General features: G+C 58.7%; 7 protein-coding genes. 3 read left to right on the top strand and 4 right to left on the bottom strand.

Features of this window, described 5'->3' with window-relative positions:
* Positions 1-94: 94 nt before the first annotated feature.
* A complete protein-coding gene (locus E5W87_RS34670; protein ID WP_292408242.1) occupies positions 95-268 on the bottom strand; it encodes a hypothetical protein in 174 nt (57 codons plus the stop codon).
* A gap of 163 nt (positions 269-431) precedes the next feature.
* On the opposite strand from E5W87_RS34670, the gene E5W87_RS34665 reads away from it, so the two are divergent.
* The gene (locus E5W87_RS34665) at positions 432-683 is read left to right on the top strand and encodes a hypothetical protein (protein ID WP_127205729.1); all 252 of its coding nucleotides are present in this window, start codon (positions 432-434) and stop codon (positions 681-683) included.
* A gap of 149 nt (positions 684-832) precedes the next feature.
* Positions 833-1,060 carry a WGxxGxxG family protein gene (locus E5W87_RS36235; RefSeq protein WP_127205728.1) on the top strand — a complete coding sequence of 76 codons (228 nt, stop codon included), beginning with the start codon at positions 833-835 and terminating at the stop codon, positions 1,058-1,060.
* Between the two features lie 316 nt (positions 1,061-1,376).
* Here the strand turns inward: E5W87_RS36235 and E5W87_RS34660 are convergent, their stop codons facing one another.
* Complete coding sequence (locus E5W87_RS34660; RefSeq protein ID WP_127205727.1) at positions 1,377-1,595, bottom strand: hypothetical protein; 219 nt, start codon at positions 1,593-1,595, stop codon at positions 1,377-1,379.
* Between the two features lie 92 nt (positions 1,596-1,687).
* Positions 1,688-2,368, bottom strand: coding sequence for a recombinase family protein (locus E5W87_RS34655; protein ID WP_292408235.1), 681 nt, complete (start codon positions 2,366-2,368; stop codon positions 1,688-1,690).
* 335 nt (positions 2,369-2,703) lie between these two features.
* Between E5W87_RS34655 and E5W87_RS34650 the strand changes: the two genes are divergently transcribed.
* Positions 2,704-3,264 carry a DUF1003 domain-containing protein gene (locus E5W87_RS34650; RefSeq protein WP_292408233.1) on the top strand — a complete coding sequence of 187 codons (561 nt, stop codon included), beginning with the start codon at positions 2,704-2,706 and terminating at the stop codon, positions 3,262-3,264.
* Between the two features lie 114 nt (positions 3,265-3,378).
* On the opposite strand, the gene E5W87_RS34645 is transcribed toward E5W87_RS34650, so the two are convergent.
* The coding region (locus E5W87_RS34645) for a hypothetical protein (RefSeq protein WP_367118912.1) at positions 3,379-3,701 on the bottom strand (323 nt) is incomplete at its 5' end.

Here is a 3,701-nt window from a genome sequence, read left to right as displayed (position 1 = left end):
AGGGCGCTGAACAGGAACATCGCCACCAGGGCGATCGTAAGCCCGTTGTCCCGAAATATCGTTCTCATGATCTTGTCTCCCACGGAGCCTTCGGCTAGCGCCAGTTCTCCAGAACCTCTTCAATCCTCACCGCCTCGACTTGCTCGCTGAAGCGAGAGCGGTAGAGCTCCAACAGTGCGTCATGCGTCTGGTCGACCGAACTGCAGATGGCATCGGTCGCAAGGACGACACGAAAACCACGGTCGATGGCGCCAACGCTGGCGGGCAACGTTAATTTCTTCGCCCTCGGCGGAGGGTGCTTCGGCGGATAGCCAGCCCGGCGGACCCGCTCGCTCCCCACCCCCGGTTTGGCGCGTAGGTCCTTGGAACGGAGTCGCATCATCGGCGTTACCGGGCCAACCAAACGCTGCCAACGATATGGAGGAACGGGCGTGATCGAGTTGACTGAGAAGGAAAAGCGCTTTCTCAAGCGCGTTGACAGCATCACTCACGTTCCGTGGTCGAACAAAGTCACCGCCTCAGATGCCAAAGGCAAGCCAATGCGTATCGCAAGGGCGACGTTTGCCCGATTAAGAGACGACGGCATCATCATCCGATCTACTAGCGACCTGACCTCGAACACCTACGTCATTAATTCTGCACCCGTGACGCCACAAGTCGCGGAAGTGCAGGAAGCGTCCTGATCGGGCGGGATTAACCTTGCGGGATCGCCCTGATCTCAGCGCCCGATGATCGCGCCTGATTTTGGTTGCGCAGGTCACCGTTTGAGCACTCGCGGGAACAAAGGTCGCGTCCGCCTGTTAGATCACACCTCGAACAACGGGAGACTGCGATGCTCACCAAATCTCTATTAGCCCTCATGCTGGCTACCAGCTTAGCTGCAACAGCAGCACCTGCCCTTTCGCAAGAGACGCCAACACCTACACCGCCTGCCGCAGCCGATGATGCTCGCGACGACTTCGACTGGGGTTGGTTGGGCCTTATCGGCCTACTGGGTCTGGCAGGTCTAACAGGCCGCAGGAGGCGGGACGACACTCTCGGTCGGACGAACGTCAGGTAATGAGCTACGGCGTGAGCGCCGAGCGCCGCTCCGCCATCCTCGCCGCCCCTATGTAGCGCTCTGCCTCAGATGTGCGATGCTGAGCACCGCACGTGCGGCCTTCTACGGCTTATACGGGAAGGTGGCGACCGCTCTTGCATTCGATGTCGAAAGAGGCGGTCTCCATGTCCTCTATCAGCGCCAGTTTCTTCGCCGTCATCGTTTCCGCCCCATTGTAGAAATCCGGATGGTGCGCCGAGTGATTTGAAGTCCCGGGCCAATCCCCATTTCGCCCGGTATTCGTCGGGGGTCATGCCTTCCCGACGGGCCGAAAGGCTCAGCCCACGTTGTCCGTGCTGTTCGGATCGATCTTCGTCAGTCGCTCTCTGGCATCGATCACGCGCCTTTGCTCGGCCCTTATCCGGCCGCACAGCGCGAGATTAAGGGCGACGCCACCGTCCTCGTCCAGCAACTCACTCGCGCGCTTCAGAGAGTTCTCGGCTCGTTTTACACCCTGTCTAGCCTTGGCCACTTCGAGGCGATAAATTTCAAACATTTTCCCGCGTCCTTTGCGGTTGCGGTCCCTTCGATAGTAGTTAACCGGCGTCGATCCCGTTTGTTCCGGCCGCGCCGGTGGCTATTTCCCGCTTATAAAAGAGTAGGGGATTGCCGCGCGAGAACGTTGCGCACGTTCGACACCTGCCATTGGCCATTGCGCGCTGTGCGAACGCCGCGGTTGTTTAGAGCGATTGCCAGTCCACGTAGGCTGGTGATGCCCGACCGCTGAATGGAAGCGATGATTGGCAGCACGGTCTGGGCAAACCGGTCGGCTTCTTCGATCGACATCTTCCGACCTTTCGCCGCGGCTTCGGCGGTGTTGGTCGGATTGCCGAGCTTTATGCTCGTCCTGCGTGAGGCAAGGGCGGCTTTGGTGCGCTCCGAGATCATTCGACGCTCCTTCTCGGCCAAAGCGGCGTAAAGGTGCAGCATAAACGGGTCGGCGTCAGCCCCAAGTTCGGCGACGACAAACGGGACCCGCTGGACCATCAGGCCGGCTATGAAGGCGACATCTCGCGACAGGCGGTCGAGCTTGGCCACGACGACCGGGCATTTTTTCTGGCGGGCAAGGGCGAGGGCGGCGGTCAGTTGCGGGCGTCGATCAAGAGCGTCCGCGCCCTTTCCGGTTTCGATCTCGGTGAACTCCTGGAGGATGATCGTCCCCTCGGCCTCGGCAAAGCGGGCGACCGCGGCACGCTGGGCCTCAATGCCCAAGCCCGAGCGTCCTTGCCGCTGTGTGGAGACTCGATAGTAGGCGACCGCGCTCGTCATGCTGCTGTTTCCGGGGTGTTCAAACTGCAACCCACCGTTTGCAGTTTGCTCACGGATCTCAAATAAGCAAGTATATCAACAAGTTGAAGTGATATTTTGGTTTTGCAGTGCGGTATCAACCCGGGCCCTCGACCGTACCGAAGCCGCTCAGCGGCCGCTATCTCGTCCTCAGCAGGAAGGCGCTGGCGCCGCCAAGCGTCTAAGACCCCGAAATCGCCTGGGTAGAGTGAGGAGAGCCAATGATTAGACGGCTCCAGTCGGGAACAAAGTCGAATACCCATGATTTTGTACGTTGCCCAGAGTGGCAGGACCGATAGCTATCCAACGGGTGTTCCATGGATTCTCCAACTTTGCCTCCGCCACCTCCGACTGAACTCAGCCAAGCACTGAAACGCAATATCCAAGCGATTGAGGAGCGCCGGGCGAAGGAAGCAAGCGAGGCAACTTTGGAAGAGAAAATCGCTGAGGCGATTACTTCTTTTACGGGCAGTATGCGTTTCGTGTACCTTCACTTGGCCGTGTATGGCGGCTGGATCGTCTCGAACTTGGGTTGGATACCGATCACTCCGCCATTTGATCCAACATTCGTGATATTGGCTATGGCAGCTTCCGTCGAGGCCATATTCCTCTCGACCTTTGTACTGATTAGCCAAAACCGGATGTCAGCTGCCGCAGACAAACGGGCGGACCTGGACCTTCAGGTGAGCCTGCTGACGGAGCACGAACTCACAAAGCTTACTGAACTTGTCGATTCGATAGCGGATCGGTTGAATGTAAAACCAGCCTTAAGCGATGTAGAAGTCGGCGAGATTAAGAAGGACATTGCGCCAGAAGCAGTGCTGGACGAGATCGAATCGAAGCAGCTGGAGGCTGCGGAGAAGCTGGACCAGCGCTGAATCGACACAACGCCCTAGTGTCGTGATTTCGAAGTTCGGTTGGTTTGATTTCGGGCTTCGGTCGAACTTCGAAGTCAAAACGGCGGTCGAAATCAAACTGTCGGCAATGCCGCCCTACAGGAGCTTCATATCTTCGTAGGTCGTCACGAAGGTCACTGAGGTGTCCAGTTTTCCCTCTAGCTCATGGACGGAGGTCTCCTTCCAGCGCGCCCTGGTCTTCAGCCAGAAAATTGCTGCAGTGATGGCCTCCCGACCTTCACCGGTCGCCTTGCGGTAGAGGCTTTCGGCGACCCGTGCGTTGGCCTTGATGGCGCCGCTCTCGAGCTCATGGGCGTAGGTCGCTTTGACGTCCTGCTCGTCTGTAGCGAGCACGCAGGCGATGTCGGCCGTGCTAAGCCCGAAGCCGGCCAGCGCCTTCACCCTGGAGCTCAGTGGCC

The organism is Mesorhizobium sp., assembly GCF_004962925.1.
Classification (GTDB): Bacteria; Pseudomonadota; Alphaproteobacteria; order Rhizobiales; family Rhizobiaceae; genus Mesorhizobium.
The sequence above is the reverse complement of the archived record's forward strand: the minus strand, read 5'-3'. Positions and strand labels throughout refer to the sequence as shown.

Excerpts from the sequence above, each read along its gene's own strand:
- E5W87_RS34655 (WP_292408235.1), bottom strand. The coding sequence starts at position 2,368 with ATGACGAGCGCGGTCGCCTACTATCGAGTCTCCACACAGCGGCAAGGA.
- E5W87_RS34650 (WP_292408233.1), top strand. The coding sequence starts at position 2,704 with ATGGATTCTCCAACTTTGCCTCCGCCACCTCCGACTGAACTCAGCCAA.
- E5W87_RS34660 (WP_127205727.1), bottom strand. The coding sequence starts at position 1,595 with ATGTTTGAAATTTATCGCCTCGAAGTGGCCAAGGCTAGACAGGGTGTA.
- E5W87_RS36235 (WP_127205728.1), top strand. The coding sequence starts at position 833 with ATGCTCACCAAATCTCTATTAGCCCTCATGCTGGCTACCAGCTTAGCT.